Raw genomic sequence first — 19,548 nt, 5'->3', positions numbered from 1 at the left:
AAGATAACATTTTCCTATTCCCTATAAACATTACACAATGAAAAACACAGCATTAGTTGATTTATTCCTCAATGAATATTGGATTGAAAAAGGGCTTTCTGAAAATACCGTGCAATCTTATCGACTGGATCTGACCGCACTTTGTGATTGGTTAGATAAAAACAATCTTTCTTTGGAAACCTTAGATGCAGTGGATTTACAGCATTTCCTTGGAGAGCGGGTCGAGCAAGGCTATAAAGCGACCAGTACTGCACGGCTATTAAGTGCCATGCGAAAATTATTCCAGTATTTATACCGTGAAAAATATCGTGCGGATGATCCGAGCGCAATATTGAGTTCGCCCAAATTACCAAGCCGTCTGCCAAAATATTTAAGCGAACAACAAGTTACCGACTTACTCAATACGCCTAATGTAGAAATACCTTTAGAATTGCGTGATAAAGCAATGTTAGAATTGCTTTACGCCACAGGTTTGCGTGTAACAGAATTAGTTTCGCTCACTATTGAAAATATGAGCGTACAACAAGGTGTTGTGCGGGTCATCGGCAAAGGGAACAAAGAACGTATTGTCCCGATGGGGGAAGAAGCGGCATATTGGATTCGCCAATTTGTGCTTTATGCCCGCCCCGTTTTATTAAACGGACAAAGTTCCGATATTGTGTTCCCTAGCCAACGGGCACAACAAATGACCCGCCAAACTTTCTGGCATCGTATTAAACATTATGCCGTGCTTGCCGATATTGATAGTAATGCACTCTCGCCACATGTGCTTCGCCACGCCTTCGCCACCCATTTAGTGAACCACGGTGCAGATTTACGGGTGGTACAAATGCTACTCGGACATAGTGATTTATCCACTACACAAATCTATACCCATGTGGCGAAAGAACGTTTGAAACGCTTGCATGAACGATTCCACCCTAGAGGCTAAAAAAGTGCGGTTAAAAATCACCGCACTTTTGCTACATCAGGGTATTATGTAGCAGTTGCACAAACCTGTTTTTGAAGTAGGGACACACTGAGTGTGTCCGTATTTCAATATGTTATAAGCGGACACACGCAGTGTGTCCCATGTATATCTAAATTCAGTTATACTCAACAATACAAGCCGTTATCGGCATCTCGTTGTGTCCCCACATATCGTTGAAATTTCTGTTTTTGTGCATTTGCTAATAACACCCCAACATCACCATGGTGACATCTCACAAAACTACTTCAACGCCAACAATCTCGCTACATTTTGGGCGCTTGAAATTAAGTTCTGTTCGCCTTGTTTGAGAATATCAGGCAATGTGCCTAATTGACGAATAATCGGGAAAACCGCGTCAATACCATGGGCATAAACCACATCGTAGTCTTCACGCAAACAACCTACGATGGCAATCACCGCTTTATTGAATTGTTTCGCCGTCCGTGCCACGCCAATAGGGGTTTTGCCCATAATACTTTGCGCATCCATTCGCCCTTCGCCGGTAATGACATAATCGGCATCTTGCACGTAATCGGCAAGCCGTAAATTTTCTAATACAATTTGTACGCCGGCTTTAAGTTGCACATTCGGCAATAACAACAATCCGCCGCCCATGCCGCCTGCCGCTCCTGCGCCTGCCTGCTCTGCAATATCCTTACCACAATCCCGTTTGGCAATTTTCGCAAAATGGGCTAATGCGCAATCAAGTTGTTGTACCATCTCCGCTGTCGCCCCTTTTTGTGGACCAAAAATCGCCGAAGCACCACGTTCACCGCAAAGAGGGTTATTCACATCACAGGCCACCTCAATATGCACATTTTGCAAACGTGGATCTAACTCTTTCGCATCAATTCTGGCGAGGTTGATGAGTTGTGCACCACCAAATTCAATTTGTTTGCCTTGCGCATCTAAACACTGCATACCTAAGGCTTGTAACATTCCCACACCGCCATCGTTGGTGGCACTGCCGCCAATACCAAGAATGAATTTTTCCACACCGAGATCAAGGGCATATTTAATCAATTCTCCGGTACCATAGCTGGTGGTGATTAATGGGTTACGTTTTTCCGGTGGCACTAAATGCAACCCGGAAGCTGCCGCCATTTCAATAATGGCAGTTTTACCATCACCGGATAAGCCAAAGAAACTTTTGATTTTTTCCCCCAAGGGTGCGGTGACTTCAGCTTCGATAATTTTACCTTGTGTGGCATCCACTAAAGATTGGACGGTTCCCTCTCCACCGTCCGCCATAGGCAATTTCACATATTCCGCATCAGGAAAAACACGTTTAAAGCCGATTTCAATGGCGGTTGCCACTTCAAGTGCAGTTAAACTCTCTTTAAAAGAATCGGGGGCAATCACAATTTTCATTTTGAACTCCTTGATTAGAATAAGTTAAATACACCGAAAATTAAGGTTGAAACAATGGTCATAATCAAACCGACCGCACTTTCGTAAGGAATAAGTTTTAAACGCTCTTTCATTTCCATATTCACACTGCCGCCGGTGGCGTGGAAAAAAGAGCCGTGAGGCATATGATCAAACACTGTTGCCCCGGCATGAATCATCGCTGCACCGGCAAGGCTACTCACGCCAAGTTCCAATAAGGTACTGCTGAAGACATTAGAGGCAACCGCTGTCCCTGCGGTAGTAGAAGCAGTGGCAAGCGACATTAATGCCCCTGAAATCGGTGCAAGAATGTAGGAAGGCAAGCCGGAATGTTCCAATCCTTGAATCAACACATCTTTCAAACCGGAATTGGCAATAATGCCTGCTAATGCGCCCGTGCCAAGTAACATAATCGCCACCGGAGCCATTTTACCTAAACCACTGATAGCATAGCTATTTGCTTGGCGCAATTTTCCCATACAAAGCGCACCGATTAAGCCACCTATCGGCAAGGCGATAAGGGGATCCACTTTAATATCAAACAAAGGACGAAGGGCAAGTAATAAAATCGCCACCAACGGTGCGACAAGTGCGGTAGAAAATGAAGGAAGATTTTGACTTTCAACCATCACCACTTCTTGATCCGTCACTTTTGATCCCTTATTGATAAGTCGTTTTGCCAAGAAATAAGTGAGTATTAACCCAAATATTGCCGGAATAACGCCTGCCATCATCACAGAGGTCAGTGGTAAATGGAAAGTATCCGCCGCCGCAATGGCATTGGGGTTTGGTGACATAATATTGCCCGCTTTCCCCCCACCAATCATCGCCAATAAAATCGCTGCTTTGGATAAATCGGTACGGCGAGCCAAAGCTAAGGCGATCGGCGAAACGGTAATCACCGCTACATCCACAAATACTCCGACTGCCGTTAAAATCATTGTGGCTAATGCCAACGCCAATAAGGCACGGGTTTCACCGAGTTTATTGGTAATGCTCTCTGCAATACTATTTGCCGCACCGGATTCAATCAATACACCGGCTAACACACCGGCAGCCAAAATACGCATTACGGCAGTGGTGATCCCTTGTGCGCCACCGATCATTAAGGTCACAGTTTGCGATAAATCCACACCGCCAACCAAGCCTCCCACCAATGCCCCCACTAACATTCCATAAGCAGGCGGTACTTTTTTCAAAATCAGAAAAATGGCGACGACTAACGCCACCAATGCCCCAAAAGCAGATACGGTTGTCATAGTTTCTCTCCTCCTAAATGATAAGATCGGAAAGATTATTTCTTGTTTAACAAAAAATTGCTTTATTCATATGAACAAAAAAGTGCGGTCAAATCTGCCATACTTTGTGATTTTAAACAAATCAATATTCTAGCAATGCCTCTAAATAAAGGTCAATACATCATCTATCTTATTGAAAGATAACCCTGTGACTTATTCAATTTTAGCAAGTCAATAACGTAGAGTATTGAGGTGAATAAATAGTTTTTCAGCGATGTGAGGACGATCACAGTTTTAAAATAAAGTTTTTTCCGCTCTTGAATAATTGTTTTTATTTTGTTGCTTTTTTGTAATTTTATTAACTAAAATAAACTTTCTATAAACTCTTCGATCATTCATCAAAATAAAGCTCAATCATATGAACTAGAATAATTGATAGCCAAAAATAAATTAGGGGTATATTTATGAAAAAATATATTACTTTAATAGCACTTTGTTTAGGTCAAGGTTTAAGCGGAACGGTAATTTCTTTACTGACATTAACCTCTGCTCTTGTCGGTAAATCTCTAGCGCCGACAGAAATATTGATAACCCTTCCTATGACAATGACGGTTCTAGGTTCATTTTGTATGATTTATTATGCAAGTTTATTAATGAAAAAATACGGTCGAAGAAGATCATTTGTCATTAGTGGTTTTATTGGTATTTCTGGCGCAATCCTAGCTATATTTGCGTTATATTATCAGCACTTTATGCTTTTTCTATTTTCAACATTTATTCTTGGTAATGCGGCTATATTTAATCAATTTTACAGATTTGCAGCAGCAGAGATTTTTGATAATGAAATATGGAAGAAAAGATCAACTTCCTTAGTTATTGGTTCCGGAATTATTGGAGGAATATTAGGTCCTTTTCTTGCAGGGAAAGGGGGTAATTTCATTTCAAATTATGAGCTAATGGGCAATTTCATTTTTATTATCATCATATTTTCTCTCTTAATTTTTAGCCAATTATTTATTTTTATTGAAAAAGAAGTACCCCTATCTAACTCTACAAGTTTACTAAATACAACACATATATATCGCTCCAATTTTATTATTGGAACACTAAGTTGTACTATTGGATTTTCATTAATGACTTTAATTATGAACTCGGCACCCTTATCAATGTATAACAATCACTATCCTATATCACAAAATGTCTTCGCATTGCAGCTACATTTTATTGGGATGTATGCACCGGCTTTATTCATCCCATTTTTAATTGAAAAAATTAAAACCGCTACTCTAATTTTATTTGGGAGTTTATGTTTTATTGTGGGATCAATCAGTATTTTTTTACTATCTCCACAGCATGGTTACGTTATCTCTCTCTTTTTTGCCGGGATAGGCTGGGCATTCATGTTTAGTGGCGGGACATTTTATCTTAATGAAATCCATCATAGCATTAAGCATAAATTACAAAGTGTGAGTTCAATATTCACCTATTCCGGTAATTTAACCTTTTCCTTTCTCGCAGGATTTACATTAGCCTTTCCAAATGGGTGGCAATGGGTGAATATTATTGTAATAAGTATTTCCTCTCTCTTTTTTATTTATTCTTTGATTAAAGGACATCATCACTTAAAAAGTTATTCTTAATTTGTCTAAAATAAATAGAAAGTACAGTTAAATTTATTTGTTTTTTAATCATTCTTACCATTTATAACTAATACCGTACTCAAATAAAGGCTCAATGAATCATCTATCTTATTGAAAGACAACCCAGTTATTTGTTCAATCTTAGAAAGTCGATAACGTAGGGTATTGGGGTGAATAAACAATTTTTCGGCAGCGAGATGGAGATCGCAATTTGCCCAAAAATACTGTTGTAGTGTTTTATAAAGCGTGGCATTTTCCTCAGCAAATAAGGGCGTTATCGGCTTTAACAATTCCTTACCTTGCCAAGAATAGGATAGCCCTGTCAACAGCACCGGCAAACGATATTCCTCAAAACGATAAAGATTTTTTCTCGGATGATATTTCATACCGTAAGCCAAGGTACTTTGGGCACTTTGAAAAGAAAGGGGAAGTTGTTCGGATAAGGGCACATTCAAACTTGCACCGACTGCAATTTTATAATTCTGTTTTGTGTAATCTTTCGGGAGTAAGGTTTTTATTTGCTGAGAAAGTGCGGTTGAAATCGACAGTGTTTTTAATACGACAATTTGATCGAGCGATAAAATCGCCACATCCTGCGCAAATTCAGGTTGCTCTAAATAATTGATCAAATGCTGTAAGGAATCAGGATTCGGGGATAACAATTTAATCAAAATCACCACTCGGGATTGGGTTAAATCAAAAGCAAAAAATTTGGCTTGTTGCTCGGTTTCTTGCCAATTCAAATCTCCACGCAATAACTGCAAAATAAACTCTTCTTTGTAACGGCGGCGCCAACTTTCTTGCTCCAATAATGCGTGTTGCTCTACAATCAATTCCGCGGTCATTTTCACCAATTCCGCATATTGTTTCACCTGCGTAGGCTCACCGGAAATTCCCACAACTCCAATCGCTTTTCCTAAATAATGAATAGGTAGATTAATCCCCGGCCGAGCCTCGAAATTCCATTTTTGCGCTAAGCGTTGATCTACCTCCACAACCCTATTTTCCCGTAACGCCAACACCGCTCCGGTATGTCGTTGCGACAAACGCTCAGGATTACCGGAAGCAATAATCACACCGTTATCATTCATCACGTTTACGGAATAATGGATAATTTTCATTGCTCGTTTCACAATTTTTTGGGCTATTACTGTGTTAAGCTGCATTTTTGTTTTCTCATCAATAGGAAGAAAGCCTATACGTTATCGGCTATAAGGGGATGTCGTCAATAAACTTCCTAAGTCGGAAGTTTTAACCACACTTTTTTTGTCAAAATGTTTGCTCTTGATCACATTTTTGAATTTTGCTCATTGCAAGTTAGTAACATTCCTTTAACATAAGATCCTGTTCATTTGATTAAAAATGTAGAGGGTTCTATGAACACAACATCTTCACTCAAAAACCATAAAAACGGAATGATATTCCTTGCGGATATTCTTCTCTTTTTTGTTTTATTAAAATGTCTACCCTTTGCCCCGAAGGAAAACGCTGGGCTTGCATTATTGGCTTTTATTGCAGTGCTTTGGTTAAGCGAAGCATTACACGTTACCATTACGGCATTACTTGTTCCATTGCTTGCCGTTTCATTAGACTTAGTTTCAACAAAACAGGCTCTTGCAGCCTTTTCTGACCCCACAATATTCTTATTTTTCGGTGGGTTTGCATTAGCAACAGCATTACATATGCAAAAACTGGATAGAATGATTGCCAATAAAATTATGGCACTCGCTAAAGGTAATCTTTTTGTCGCAGTAATTTATCTCTTCTTGATCACCGCTTTTCTTTCAATGTGGATGAGTAATACTGCGACTGCGGCAATGATGTTACCACTCGCAATGGGTATTTTAAGCAATATGGATCGTGAAAAAGAGCATAATACTTATGTATTTGTCTTGTTGGGAATTGCCTATAGCGCAAGTATTGGCGGAATGGGAACCTTAGTTGGTAGTCCGCCAAACGCGATTGTGGCGAGCAACTTACACCTCACGTTCTCAGATTGGCTATGGTACGGATTACCGATTATGTTAATTTTATTGCCGTTAATGATTGGTACGCTTTTCATCGTATTCAAACCTAAACTCAATAAACACTTTGAACAATCTTTTGATAAAATTGAGATGAATCCACAACGGATTTTAACTTTGCTGATCTTTGTATTTATCGCACTTTGTTGGGTATTTAGTAGCAAAATTAATCCGCTCATTTCAGGCTTATTGGGGTTACCAAAAAACATTGCGAGCTTTGATAGTGTAGTTGCGTTACTTGCGGCAATTATTATCTGTGCAACTGGCGTGGCGAGTTGGAAACAAATCCAAGACAATACCGATTGGGGCGTGTTAATGCTCTTTGGTGGCGGTTTAACATTAAGTGCAGTATTGAAAGATTCCGGTGCAAGTAAGATTCTCGCTGATGGCATTGTCTTCTTAGTTCAAGGGCAACATTATTACTTAATTGGTTTACTCGTTGCGGCATTTATCATTTTCTTAACCGAATTTACCTCCAATACAGCTAGTGCAGCCTTGCTCGTACCAATCTTTATTTCTATCGCCCAGTCCTTAGGAATCCCAGAAATTGGTCTTGCATTAATTATCGGTTTGGGAGCATCCTGTGCATTTATGTTGCCGGTGGCAACACCACCAAATGCTATTGTGTTTGGTAGCGGTCAAGTCAAACAAAGTGAAATGGTGCGTGCTGGTGTTGTACTCAATATTGTCTGTGTCTTCGTGATTGCAACATTCGGTTATTTTTTCTGGCTTAACTAGTTCAAAAATGCCATAAAAAACGACCGCTCTTTCTCAAAGTGCGGTCGTTTCTCTTTCTATTTTCCGCTGTTATGGAGAAATGCATAAAAGCGGTTACTTTAAAATGTAGGGATATGTTGCGTGTGTCCATGATAAAACCAAATTATTTCAACTGTTATAAGCAACACGCTGTGTATCCCTACAAAAAACAAAATAAAGTTTGTGCAACAGCCACGTAATACTGCTATTTTCCGTATTAATCTAAATGTTCATGACTACTTAAAAAACCACCACTTTGATGTTTCCAAAGTTTTGCGTACAAGCCATTTTGTTCAAGCAATTCACTGTGTGTGCCCTGCTCCACAATTTGACCTTTATCTAACACAATCAAACGGTCCATTGCCACAATGGTAGAGAGACGGTGGGCAATCGCAATAACCGTTTTATTTTCCATCATTTTATCAAGACTTTCTTGAATCGCCACTTCCACTTCAGAATCCAACGCACTGGTCGCTTCATCCAGTAACAAAATCGGTGCATCTTTCAACATCACACGGGCAATGGCAATACGCTGGCGCTGACCACCGGACAATTTAACGCCTCGCTCACCCACGTGTGCATCATAACCTTTTCGTCCTTGTGCATCCGTCAAGAACGGAATGAAATCCGCGGCTTCAGCCCGTTCTGCTGCCCATTGCATTTCTTCATCTGTGGCAGTTGGGCGACCATAAATAATATTGTCACGGACGGAACGATGTAATAGTGAGGTATCTTGTGTCACCAAACCAATTTGACTACGTAAACTTTCTTGTTGCACATCCAAGACATTTTGTCCGTCAATGGTGATTGTACCGTGCTGTGCCTCATAAAAGCGCAGCAAGAGATTAACAATGGTCGATTTACCCGCACCGGAACGCCCGATTAACCCGACTTTTTCGCCCGGTTTGATGGTGAGATTAAAATGATTTAATAGCGGTTTTGTCGGATCATAGGCAAAGGTAATATCATTAAATTTAATTTCCCCTTGCTTGACCTGTAATGGTGGGCAATTCGGTTTATCAACAATCGTGTGCGGTTTTGTCAGGGTTGCCATTCCATCATTTACAGTACCAATATTCTCAAATAAACGTGCCGATTCCCACATAATCCAACGAGACAATCCATTCACACGCAATGCCATTGCAGTCGCTGTGGCAATCGCCCCGACACCCACTTGCCCTTGTTGCCATAAAATAACGCCCAATATAGCAGTGGTTAAGGTTAAGAAAATATTGCTGGCATAAGTTAAGGTATCAAGGGAGCTGGCAAGACGCATTTGCGCATGTACTGTTACCATAAATTCTTCCATTGATCGTTTTGCATATGCCGCTTCACGTGAACCGTGAGAGAATAATTTTACTGTCGCAATATTGGAATAAGCATCGGTGACACGTCCTGTCATCAAAGAACGGGCATCCGCTTGGCGCTCCGCCGTTTTCGCTAAACGAGGAATCAGCAATTTCAAGATTGTGATAAAGAGGAAAATCCAAATAGCGAAGGGCAATAAGAACCAAATATCTAACGCCGCCAATACCAAACCTGAGGTGATAAAATACACCGCCACATAAACCAGCATATCCGCAATTGTCATCACTGTATCACGCACAGCAAGAGCAGTTTGCATCACTTTTGCAGAAACACGACCGGCAAATTCATCTTGGTAGAAACTCAAACTTTGCCCAAGCATCAGACGGTGGAAATTCCAACGCAGCCGCATCGGAAATACCCCCTGCAAGGTTTGTAACCGAACATTCACCCCAATAAAAGACCACACAATACTCAATAAAAGCAGTGCTGCCATGCCAATAAGTAAATGCCCTTTTTCCTGCCATAAGGTTGCCGGTGTATAAGCGCCAAGCCAATCCACGAGCAACCCCATAAATTGGAATAGTAATGCTTCCATTATGCCGGTTCCAACCGTTAAAATCGCCAGCAAGAAAATCCAGCCTTTCATTCCGTCAATACTCGACCATATAAAACGGAACAGTCCTTTTTCCGGCGTTGTCGGATTGCTTTCCGGATAAGGATTTAAACGGTTTTCAAACCATGAAAAAATTTTATCGAACATAAGATTTCCTTAAAAAAGCAAAAGGCAACATAAGGCTGCCTTTGAAATGGCGCATTATAGCGTAAAAATCCCTCAAATTACAGTGAGCGAAATTTACACTTTACGATAAAGACTTGGGGAAACTTGATAGGTATTTTTAAAAGCCTTGCTGAAATGAGCCTCTGATTGATAACCAACTTCTAAGGCAATTGCCAAGACGGTTTTTTGCGACTGTTTTAATAAAAATGCCGCCAAATCTAACCGCACTTTGGTAAGAAATCGACCGGGGGACATACCAATCTGTTGCTGGAATACACGGATAAAATTAGCACGAGACATTGACGCCAGCTCTGCCAGTTGTTCAATGCACCAATCTTGTGCCGGTGATTGTAAAAGCCGAAGGATCACAGGATTGAGCCGTTTATCTTGAAGCGCATACAGTACACCTTGCCCCATCATCCCAAAACTGATGACGTGACGGATAATATAAATAAATAACACATTGGCCAATGCATCAATCACGGATTGATTACCGTTTTCTTGTTTCATTGCTTCTTGCAAAAATAATTGCACAAGAGGTTGGATTGAGGTATTACGCAAGTTCAGATGTAAATAATCAGGTAAGGATGTTGTGAGTAGTGCATTTTTCTGATAATAAAATGCCCCGCAAAACATTTTTAAATCTGCAGCCCCATGCCCAATTTTTTGCACTTCAAACACCCCATACTTGCTTTTATGAGAGGGTGTGTTTTCCTTGTTTTCCGGCAGATTTCCCATTAAGTGCGGTCGTTCTTGTGGAAGAAAAAAGATATCGCCTTGTGTTAAATGAAATCGTTGATCCTCAAGAGTAAGCCAACATTCCCCTTCTTCGATCAAATGAAAAATCCCTTTGCTATTTGAATGTTTATTATGTTCCACTTGCCACTCGCCCTGAAATTCGCAACGAATGTTAATTTCTCCCCTAACCTGAGCAAATTGAACCAGTTTATCTAAGTAATCCATGATGAGACTCCAACCATATAAGTTGAGACAAATTGGCAAGTATGTTTGCACAAACGGTCTATAATTTGCCCCGAAATTAATCATCATTACACAATCATATTTTAGGAGAAAACATTATGTTTACCGATTGGAAAGAACACACTTCACATGTAAAAAAATCATTTGGCGAGCTTGGCAAAAAACACCCTAAAATGTTGCAAGCCTATCAAGCATTAGGTGCCGCAGCGGCTGAAGGTAATATACTTGATGCCAAAACCCGTGAATTAATCGCCCTTGCGGTGGCAGTTACCACTCGTTGTGAAAGCTGCATTAGCGTTCATGCGGAAGAAGCGGTAAAAGCCGGTGCGACTGAAGCCGAAGTTTCTGCTGCATTGGCAATGTCTATCGCACTCAATGCCGGTGCGGCTTATACCTATTCCTTACGTGCATTAGAAGCATTTAATGTACAAAAAGGGGAATAATCTTTATCATATTATCCCTATTGGCGTTCAATGAACGCCTTTTTTGTTACCATAAATTCAATTTTTCCATCTGTGCAATCACCTCTTTCACTTGAATTTCCGCCATTAAATTTTTCCCCTTCAATTTAGTTGCCCAAGGCAATTCAGAGGAAGGTCGGCCAAATTCCTTTTGCACATTTTCTTCATACACCGATACCACATTTTCTCTATTATTATAAGGCGCAGTACGCAATGGATTGTGATAGGCATACAATCCGATGACCGGTGTGCCTTGCGTTGTGGCAATATGAGCAGGACCGGAATCCGGCGAAAGCACAAGATCAACCTTAGCAATCAATGCGGTAAGTTGTTTTAAACTCGTTTTTCCTGCGACATTGGTAGGCGTGAAGTCACAGAGTTCGGTGATTTTCTCCACCATTTCCACCTCCCGTTTTGCCGGTGAACTACAAAAAATCACGTTCACATTATGTTGGTTCGCAATATTTGCCACTTCTGCATAACGTGCCACCAACCAATCTTTTTCAGCTTTGCTGGAACAAGGGGAAATTAATAAATTTTTACGGGTCGGATCAATAAATTGTTGTGCAAATTGTTTATCTTCTTCAGAAATCACAAGCTGCCAATTGAGTTCGCCTTTTGGTACACCAATATATTCGGCGAACGCCATAAAACCCTCTAATACATGAGGTGATATGGGATCGTTCACACGGCGATTCACAAAAAGCCACTGTCCCTCACGGGAACGTTTTTTACCAAAACCGATTTTATATTTTGCCTTAATACCTAAAGAAAGGATGGAAGTTCGAAATGCCGTTTGCATATTTAATAACGCATCAAAATGGGTATTTTTAAGCTGCTGCCATAAAGAAAAAATCCCTTTCCAACCCGTTTTCTTATCATAAGAAATCAGCCTAACATTAGGTATTCCCTCTAACAATGTGGCTTCCGTTTTCCCCACAATCCAAGTGATTTTGGTTTGTGGATAATACGTCTGAATGCGTTGTACCACCGCAAGGGCATGACACACATCCCCCACCGCAGAAAGGCGAAGAATACAAAGCGTGGTTGGCGCGTCGGTAAAAAGCGGCATAGCGATTCCTTTCTCGTTTAAATTGGCGTTATTTTAAAGTAGAATGAGGGCATTTTCTATCATTCAATCCACATAAAATGTTTGAGTTCCAACAGGATAACCAATTTTTTCTCTTTAATTTTGACCGCACTTTTGACCAACCACATCAGTTTTTCGATCCGCAATATTGGCAAACACAACAGCGTATTCTTGGTTCAGCACAAGGACGAGGAACGACTTATTTTTTGGCAACACAAGATTGGTTTGGGGTCAATTGTGCACTTCGTCATTATTATCGGGGTGGTTTATGGGGAAAATTCAATAAAGATCGTTATTATTTCTCATCTCTTTCCCAAACTCGTAGTTTCGCAGAATTTTTTTTATTACAACGCTTGTATGATGCGGGTTTGCCCGTTCCAAAACCTATCGGCGCACGGGTAAAAAAAGGACAATTCGGTTTTTGTTATCAAGCGGATATTCTCACCGAAAAAATCGAAAATGCACAGGATTTGACCGCACTTTTGCAAACCCAAAGACTAACAAATGAGGTTTGGCAACAAATCGGTGGGCTAATTCGTCAATTACACGATCTGCAAATTTGCCATACAGATCTCAATGCTCACAATATTCTTGTTCAACACACTGAATCGGAACAAAAATGTTGGCTACTTGATTTTGATAAGTGCGGTGAAAAATCAGGAGATTTTTGGAAAGAAGAAAACTTAACCCGTTTGCACCGCTCTTTTACAAAAGAAACCGAAAGAATGAAAATCCAATTTACGGAACAAAACTGGGCGGAATTAATGCTCGGTTATCATCAAAATTTCAACAAAAAGGATAAATAATCATGCAAAAAATTGTACTGGCTACCGGTAACCCTGGAAAAGTGAAAGAAATGGCAGATGTGTTGGCAACATTTGGATTCGACGTGATCGCTCAAACGGATTTAAGCATCGAAAGCCCCGAAGAAACAGGATTAACTTTTGTGGAAAATGCGTTATTAAAAGCCCGTTATGCCGCAGAAAAATCAGGTTTGCCGGCAATTGCGGACGATTCGGGATTAGTCGTTAATGCGCTTAACGGCGCACCGGGTTTATATTCCGCCCGTTATGCCGGCGAAGAAGGCGATGATGCGAAAAATCGTCAAAAATTATTGGCAGAACTTGCCCATGTACCAAAGGAAAAACGCCACGCAAAATTTGTGAGCTGTATAGTGTTATTACGTCACCCAACCGATCCTTCCCCTATCATTGCAGAAGGGGAATGCCACGGTATGATTGGTTTTGAGGAAAAAGGGGAAAATGGGTTTGGTTACGACAGCTTATTCTTCAGCCCAGAACAAGGTTGCACCTTTGCAGAACTGGAAACAACAGAAAAGAAAAAAATCTCTCACCGTGCACGTGCGTTGCAAGAATTAAAGGCAAAATTGAGCGTATAATAAGAACCGGTATTTCAACGAAAGGTAGGGACACACTGCGTGTGTCCTATGTATTGAAATAATTTGATTTTAAACGGATACACGCAGTGTGTCCCTACAAATGCCCCTCAAATTGGCTCTGCTATTAATGCAAAAAAATGAAAAGAAACGACCGCACTTTAATGCTTAAAAGTGCGGTCGTTTTTATCAAATTTTTTAATTTTCTTCTTGTTCTTTTTCTTTCGCTCTTAGCAAGATTTCTTGAATCTCTGCTGCCATTTTTTGGTCGCATTCTCGAGCAATATCTTGTAATGCCGGATTTTTAAAGAATTGTGCCTGTGGATCATACACTTGAGACATTAATTCCACTTCGTGACGATCGGCATGGAAATAATATTCCGCAATTTCTTTTGCAACCTCAGTTTCCATACCTAAGGTTTCTAATGCCAATCGACCGGTGCGTACCGCTGAATCAAAAGTTTCCCGCACGATGTCATCAGCCCCTGCATTATATAAATCAAAAGTATGAAAACGGTCATAAGCACGGGCGATAATTTTAATATTCGGGTTCACTTCACGGGCAAAGTGCACTATATCGGAGGCTTGTGCTTTATTATCAATTGCCACAACAAGCATTTCAGCCTGCTCCAATCCTGCTGCAATTAAAAACTCACGGCGGGAAGCGTCGCCAAAATAAGATTTAATACCATATTCATTAAAACCTTTAATCATCGTTGGATTAAGATCTACCACTGTTGTGGCATAACCACTTAAACGGAGCAAGTCATTTACGATTTGTCCAAAACGTCCCATACCGATAATAAGTATCGGATGCTGTTCATCAATTTCATCAGGTTCAATTTCTTCTGCAATTTCTTTCGATCCATATTTTTCATAAAGCACAAGAATGAGCGGTGTCATCACCATAGAAAGCACAACAATTGCCGTCATATTGGCATTTACCGTTTCATCAATCACTCCTTTTGACAGGGCTGCCGCAAAAAGCACAAAAGCAAATTCCCCACCTTGCGCCATTAAGAGTGCTCGTTCTAATGCTGTTTTATGAGTACTTTTAGCAACTCGTGCTACAACATAAATACAGACACCTTTGGTAAGCATTAATACAATCACGCCTAAAAGGATTAATTGCCAGTTTTCTGCAACGACTTTTAAATCTAACGCCATTCCCACGCCAAGGAAGAAAAGCCCCAGCAATAAACCACGGAAAGGCTCAATATCCGCTTCCAATTGATGGCGGAAGGCAGATTCGGAAAGCATTACACCTGCTACAAAAGCGCCCATTGCCATGGATAAGCCGGCTTCTTCCATTAATAATGCGGCCCCCAATACCACAAAAAGTGCAGCAGCAGTCATGACTTCACGGGCTTTAGCATTCGCTAAAATACGGAAAACCGGATTTAAAATGAAACGGCCAATAAACACTAATACCGCTAAGGCGAGCATAGCAATGCCCGCAGATTGCCACCAAGGCATGGAAGCTTCAGTTTTTTCAAAAGGAGAGAGGGAAGCGACAATAGCAAGTAATGGGACAATCAGAAGATCTTCAAATAATAAAATTGAGACGATTTTTTGACCGCGTTTTGTAGAAAGTTCTTTGCGTTCACCTAATACTTGCATCACAATTGCGGTGGATGTCAATACAAAACCTGCGGAAGAGACAAACGCCACTTCCCATGATACGCCAAACTGCACACCAACAATGGTCATTAAAATGGCAGAAATGATCACTTGCATACTGCCTAGTCCAAAAATTTGACGACGTAATCCCCAAAGGTGTGAAGGCTTCATTTCAAGCCCGATCACAAATAAGAACATCACGACACCAAATTCAGCCAGATGAATAATTGCGTGAGGATCACCAATCACCTGTAAACCATAGGGGCCAATAGCCAATCCGGCAGCGAGATACCCCAACACCGATCCCAATCCTATGCGTTTAAATAATGGCACCGCCACCACTGCGGCACCCAGCAATGCCACCACTCGAATTAAATCACCTGAACTTTCCGCTGCCATAGTCACTCCTAAAACAATATAAAAAAAACCGGCGTATTTTACTGGGTTTTGTGCTGAATTTATAGGGATTCAGCATATTTGTAGCGATAAAAAAGTGCGGTCAATATTAACCGCACTTTTTATATAAAGCTTAAATTAGATTTGTGTAACTGCGACACAATGCCGGTACTTTAAGGAAGTTCATCCCCATCTTTCTCTACCTTAGGCGGGATCATATGTTCACGTCTTAAACCTACGTCATAAGCGACGGCAATGGCCACAAAGATGGAAGAATAAGTACCGAAGCCAATCCCTACCAATAAAGCAAGGGAGAAATTGTGAATAGACGGTCCACCAAAGAAAAAGAGCGCAATCACAACGATCAATGTTGTCGCAGAGGTCATGATGGTTCTTGATAACGTTTGTGTGAGGGAAATATCAATAATATCAATGGTATCCAATCGTCTGATCTTGCGAAAATTTTCACGAACCCGGTCAAATACAACGATACTATCGTTAATGGAGTATCCCACCACTGAAAGAATAGCGGCAACAAACGTTAAGTCCATTTCTACTTGTAACGCTGAGAAAACCCCAAGGGTAATCACAACATCGTGGGCAAGAGAAACAATTCCTCCCAAGCCCAAACGCCATTCAAAACGGGAACCGATGTAAATTAACATCATCGCCAAGGTTGCTAAAGTCGCATACACCGCACCTTGAGCCAATTCTTCACCAACATTGGGGCCTACGAACTCTATACTTTTAATTTGAATAGCCGAATCCAATTCAACCAACATGGATTTAATACGATCACCAATTCCAGAATCATTATCCGCTGCAGGTAAACGAATCATCACATCTTGAACAGAACCCGTTGTTTGCACAATAGGGCTTTCAATACCGTTTTCTTTTAACTTACCACGGATTTGTTCAAGATTCGCCGTTTGTGAAAAACGGGTATCAAAGACGACCCCACCGGTAAAATCTAGCCCCCAGTTAAAGCCCTTTGTGACGATAAAAAATAGTGAAATCGCCATCAGTAGTGCTGAAACAATATATCCCCATTTACGAACTTTCATAAACTCGGTCAACGGGAACGGGAGTTTAATTCCGTTAATTTCTTTGATGAGATGTCCGTTTTTATCTCTTGCAAAAAGTGCCATAGTCACCTCAATTAAATAGAAAGTTTTTCAACACGTTTGCCACCATAAATTGCGTTCACAAGCGCACGCGTTCCGGTAATGGCAGTAAACATGGAAATTGCAACACCTAATGAAAGGGTAATTGCGAAACCTTGAATCGGGCCGGTTCCCACCGCATAAAGAATAATTGCCGTGAGAATCGTGGTTAAATTCGCATCAAAAATAGAAGTAAATGCACCGTTATAACCTTCATTAATGGCTTGTTGAACCGGACGACCGTTGCGAATTTCTTCTTTAATACGTTCAAAAATCAGTACGTTGGCATCTACTGACATTCCCAATGTGAGAACGATACCGGCAATCCCCGGCATGGATAAGGTGGCCCCCGGAAGAATAGACATCAAACCAACCAGCAAGACAATATTAATGACCATTGCAAGGCTTGCAATAATGCCGAAAAGCTTATAATAGAACAGCATAAATAAGATGACAGCAATAAGCCCCCAGAAACTTGCATTCAAGCCCTGTTCGACATTTTGCGCACCTAATGACGGACCGATTGTACGCTCTTCCACAATTTGTACCGGTGCAATTAATGCGCCGGATTTCAACAAGGTCGAAAGATTATGTGCTTCTGCCATACTATCTACCCCGGTAATTTGGAAGTTTGCGCCAAAGCGGGCCTGAATAGTCGCCACATTAATCACTTCTTCACTTTTCTCAAGAATGGTTTTACCGTTCTCGTCTTTCTTACCATTATCTTTATACTCAACGTAAAGAGTTGCCATTGGTTTTTTATAGTACTTTTTAGTGAGTTGAGACATTTGTTCTCCCCCCTCACTATCCAATGTCACACTCACTTGTGGTGTACCTGATTGCTGATCCAAAGCAGCACTTGAATTGATAATATGTTCACCACCTAAAGACGGACGTTTAAAAAGTACTACCGGACGACCATCGCGATTATATTTCACTTCAGAATCTGCCGGTAAAATGCCACGTACCGCAGCTTCAGCATTGACGGTTTGATTCACCATACGAAATTCCAAGGTCGCTGTCGCCCCAAGAATTTCTTTAGCACGAGCGGTATCTTGAACCCCCGGCAATTCAATTACGATACGTTCTGCACCTTGACGTTGTATTACAGCTTCTGCCACCCCTAATTCTGAAACACGTTTACGCAGAATTGTTAAGTTTTGCTCAATCGCTAAATCACGAGCTTCATTAAGTGCGGTTGTGGAAAGCGATAAATTTAACGTATCGTTCTCCGCATTTGTGACTTCTAATGTCGGATGAGATTGACGAATAATACGTGACGCTTTTGAAAGTTGTTCCGGATTAGCAAGGGTTACGGTTGTACCAAAATTTTCAGCATTTCTAATCCCAGTGTATTGAATTTTTTCCTTACGAAGTTCATTGCGTAGCGTGTCTTGCAATTGCTCTTGACGTTTCGCAAGCGCAGAATTCATATCCACTTCCATTAAAAAACGTACCCCACCACGCAAATCCAAGCCCCATTTCATCGGGTTTGCTCCAACACTGCTTAACCAAGTAGGTGTTGCCGGTGCAAGATTTAATGCTGTGGTGTAATTATTACCGAGTTTTTCGGCAATTTTATCTTTAGCAAGGAGCTGATCATCCGTATTGTTGAAACGGGCTAAAATAGAGCCTTGTTCAAGAACAATAGATTTTGTTGAAAGATTATTGGCCTTTAAGACTTCTTGAACTTGTCCTAATGTCACAGTTGAGGCTTGTTGTCCTCGAGTACCTGAAATTTGTACCGCAGGATCTTCACCATAAATATTTGGAAGAGAGTATAAAATACCAATGGCGACCACAAGGATCACCATTAGATTCTTCCACAATGGGTAACGATTTAGCATAGTTGTCCCTTTAGGAATAAAAGATTAAAGCGTTTTAACAGAGCCCTTTGGAAGGATAGTTACAATATAGTTGCGGTTAATCGTGATTTCTGTTGTTTCATTTAACGCAATTACCACGCTGTTATTGTCTTCAATCACTTTGGTAATTTTCCCCATTAGACCACCGGTAGTTAATACTTCTGAGCCTTTGGTTAATTCAGACATTAATTTTTTATGTTCTTTATTACGTTTCGCTTGTGGACGATAAATCATAAAGTAAAAAATTAAACCGAAAATCACGAAAATGACTAACGTGGACATTGGACTTTGAGCTTCCATTTGATGTTTTCCTTATAAAATTAAAGTTGAAAATTGGGCGATAAAATATCACAAATCGCACAAAATGTGAAAAGTATATTAACCCCCTTATGTAATTTACTAAATATCGTCCCTCTCAATTACCTTATTTGTACATTTCAATATCTTTCATGCTTAGATCTGAAAGGCTATCT

General features: G+C 40.7%; 16 protein-coding genes. 6 read left to right on the top strand and 10 right to left on the bottom strand.

Annotated features, from left to right (window positions below; translation table 11 throughout):
• The first annotated feature begins 37 nt into the window (after window positions 1-37).
• Window positions 38-931: a site-specific tyrosine recombinase XerD gene (xerD, locus tag E4T92_RS01240; protein WP_135093109.1), complete on the top strand. Its 894-nt coding sequence runs from the start codon at window positions 38-40 to the stop codon at window positions 929-931.
• A gap of 279 nt (window positions 932-1,210) precedes the next feature.
• Here the strand turns inward: xerD and E4T92_RS01235 are convergent, their stop codons facing one another.
• Both E4T92_RS01235 and E4T92_RS01230 read right to left on the bottom strand, forming a co-directional pair.
• Entirely contained in the window at window positions 1,211-2,341 is a 1,131-nt protein-coding gene (locus tag E4T92_RS01235) for a glycerate kinase (protein WP_135093108.1), read from the bottom strand.
• Window positions 2,342-2,355: 14 nt separating this feature from the next.
• Window positions 2,356-3,618 (bottom strand): GntP family permease, encoded by a 1,263-nt coding sequence (locus E4T92_RS01230; RefSeq protein WP_135093107.1) that lies wholly within the window; start codon window positions 3,616-3,618, stop codon window positions 2,356-2,358.
• A 443-nt stretch (window positions 3,619-4,061) separates the two neighbouring features.
• Between E4T92_RS01230 and E4T92_RS01225 the strand changes: the two genes are divergently transcribed.
• Window positions 4,062-5,237 carry an MFS transporter gene (locus E4T92_RS01225; protein ID WP_135093106.1) on the top strand — a complete coding sequence of 392 codons (1,176 nt, stop codon included), beginning with the start codon at window positions 4,062-4,064 and terminating at the stop codon, window positions 5,235-5,237.
• A gap of 44 nt (window positions 5,238-5,281) precedes the next feature.
• On the opposite strand, the gene E4T92_RS01220 is transcribed toward E4T92_RS01225, so the two are convergent.
• Complete coding sequence (locus E4T92_RS01220; protein WP_135093105.1) at window positions 5,282-6,403, bottom strand: sugar diacid recognition domain-containing protein; 1,122 nt, start codon at window positions 6,401-6,403, stop codon at window positions 5,282-5,284.
• Window positions 6,404-6,613: 210 nt separating this feature from the next.
• Between E4T92_RS01220 and E4T92_RS01215 the strand changes: the two genes are divergently transcribed.
• Window positions 6,614-7,999, top strand: coding sequence for a DASS family sodium-coupled anion symporter (locus tag E4T92_RS01215; RefSeq protein ID WP_077542920.1), 1,386 nt, complete (start codon window positions 6,614-6,616; stop codon window positions 7,997-7,999).
• A gap of 235 nt (window positions 8,000-8,234) precedes the next feature.
• Here E4T92_RS01215 and E4T92_RS01210 read toward each other — a convergent pair whose 3' ends face one another.
• A complete protein-coding gene (locus E4T92_RS01210; RefSeq protein WP_135093104.1) occupies window positions 8,235-10,085 on the bottom strand; it encodes an ABC transporter ATP-binding protein in 1,851 nt (616 codons plus the stop codon).
• 93 nt (window positions 10,086-10,178) lie between these two features.
• On the bottom strand, window positions 10,179-11,066 hold the full coding sequence (locus E4T92_RS01205; protein ID WP_135093103.1) for a cupin domain-containing protein: 888 nt from the start codon (window positions 11,064-11,066) through the stop codon (window positions 10,179-10,181).
• Between the two features lie 116 nt (window positions 11,067-11,182).
• Between E4T92_RS01205 and E4T92_RS01200 the strand changes: the two genes are divergently transcribed.
• Window positions 11,183-11,527: a carboxymuconolactone decarboxylase family protein gene (locus tag E4T92_RS01200; protein WP_077542918.1), complete on the top strand. Its 345-nt coding sequence runs from the start codon at window positions 11,183-11,185 to the stop codon at window positions 11,525-11,527.
• 46 nt (window positions 11,528-11,573) lie between these two features.
• Here the strand turns inward: E4T92_RS01200 and E4T92_RS01195 are convergent, their stop codons facing one another.
• On the bottom strand, window positions 11,574-12,617 hold the full coding sequence (locus E4T92_RS01195) for a glycosyltransferase family 9 protein (RefSeq protein ID WP_135093102.1): 1,044 nt from the start codon (window positions 12,615-12,617) through the stop codon (window positions 11,574-11,576).
• Between the two features lie 77 nt (window positions 12,618-12,694).
• On the opposite strand from E4T92_RS01195, the gene E4T92_RS01190 reads away from it, so the two are divergent.
• Entirely contained in the window at window positions 12,695-13,441 is a 747-nt protein-coding gene (locus E4T92_RS01190; RefSeq protein ID WP_135093101.1) for a 3-deoxy-D-manno-octulosonic acid kinase, read from the top strand.
• Window positions 13,441-14,034 carry an XTP/dITP diphosphatase gene (locus E4T92_RS01185; protein ID WP_135093100.1) on the top strand — a complete coding sequence of 198 codons (594 nt, stop codon included), beginning with the start codon at window positions 13,441-13,443 and terminating at the stop codon, window positions 14,032-14,034. Before E4T92_RS01190 ends, E4T92_RS01185 begins: the two co-directional genes overlap by 1 nt.
• Window positions 14,035-14,229: 195 nt before the next feature.
• Here the strand turns inward: E4T92_RS01185 and E4T92_RS01180 are convergent, their stop codons facing one another.
• The 4 genes from E4T92_RS01180 to yajC form a co-directional block, all read right to left on the bottom strand.
• Entirely contained in the window at window positions 14,230-16,050 is a 1,821-nt protein-coding gene (locus E4T92_RS01180) for a monovalent cation:proton antiporter-2 (CPA2) family protein (protein ID WP_135093099.1), read from the bottom strand.
• Between the two features lie 170 nt (window positions 16,051-16,220).
• Window positions 16,221-17,195 (bottom strand): protein translocase subunit SecF, encoded by a 975-nt coding sequence (secF, locus tag E4T92_RS01175; RefSeq protein WP_135093098.1) that lies wholly within the window; start codon window positions 17,193-17,195, stop codon window positions 16,221-16,223.
• An 11-nt stretch (window positions 17,196-17,206) separates the two neighbouring features.
• Window positions 17,207-19,057: a protein translocase subunit SecD gene (gene secD / locus E4T92_RS01170; protein ID WP_135093097.1), complete on the bottom strand. Its 1,851-nt coding sequence runs from the start codon at window positions 19,055-19,057 to the stop codon at window positions 17,207-17,209.
• A 24-nt stretch (window positions 19,058-19,081) separates the two neighbouring features.
• Entirely contained in the window at window positions 19,082-19,375 is a 294-nt protein-coding gene (gene yajC, locus E4T92_RS01165; protein WP_135093096.1) for a preprotein translocase subunit YajC, read from the bottom strand.
• Window positions 19,376-19,548: the final 173 nt, after the last annotated feature.

Origin of the sequence: Pasteurella sp. WM03, assembly GCF_004570945.1 — a bacterium.
Classification (GTDB): domain Bacteria; phylum Pseudomonadota; class Gammaproteobacteria; order Enterobacterales; family Pasteurellaceae; genus Rodentibacter.
Note: the sequence above shows the minus strand (reverse complement) of the source record. Positions and strands in the feature narration are given on the sequence as shown.